The sequence below is a fragment of the Rhizobacter sp. P3_B12 genome, assembly GCF_056402895.1.
In genome coordinates this window covers 1-693 of sequence record NZ_JBFUGN010001651.1, presented here as the reverse complement: position 1 = coordinate 693, position 693 = coordinate 1, and the positions used below count along the sequence as shown (strand labels likewise).

At 68.3% G+C, this 693-nt stretch carries 1 protein-coding gene; it reads right to left on the bottom strand.

Features of this window, described 5'->3' with window-relative positions; genetic code table 11:
• Positions 1-76: 76 nt before the first annotated feature.
• Positions 77-247 (bottom strand): hypothetical protein, encoded by a 171-nt coding sequence (locus AC1D01_RS37475; RefSeq protein WP_477875000.1) that lies wholly within the window; start codon positions 245-247, stop codon positions 77-79.
• Between the last annotated feature and the right edge of the window lie 446 nt (positions 248-693).

Sequence of the window (693 nt, the reverse complement as noted above, 5' to 3'; positions counted from 1 at the left end):
GGGCGCGCCACGTCTGGGGCTTCGAGCTGGTCATGATCGTTTCCTTCTTCGGCAGCGCGCTGGCGCTGCGTTGGATTCATGGGCTGTGGCGCAGCCGGGGGCTGAGCTGGTCGATTTCGCGGCTTAGCGCGCGGCGCGCATCCTGTCGCGAGGTGCCACCTGGCTGGTGGCTGCCGGCGCGACGGAAGTGCGCGGGCGCCACCAACGGGTTGCGGGGCTTGCGGGCTGGCATGGTGATCTTGGACATGAGACATCTCCTGTGTGGACGAGGACGGCAGGGCCAGAAAGCACGACGGCCCGGTGCGGGAAGCAACCGGGCCGTCGGGATGAGCGCGCGTGCGTCGCGAAGCTCAGCCGGCAAGCGGACCGGGCGGGACCCGACGGCCACCCATGCACTGAAACGCCGGCACCGACGGCGCGAAGGCGCGGCGGGCAAGGGCGGGATTCAGGGCGAAGGCGATCAACGTGGGGACTCCGGGGTTGAGGGGCGGGGCGTCGCCGAGATAAAGGTGTTCATCACAGCTTGCGCAGATGATAAACAATCGATTATCAATTTCAACCCCCTTGTTCGAAGGTGTGGGGAAGAATCAACGTTTTTTCTTGAGCGGCGCGATGCCGGCCTGCGTGCGGGCCCAGAGGTCTTCGGCGGGCGGCGCTGCGCGGGGCGCTGCGGCCGCGGCGGTGCGGGTCGGC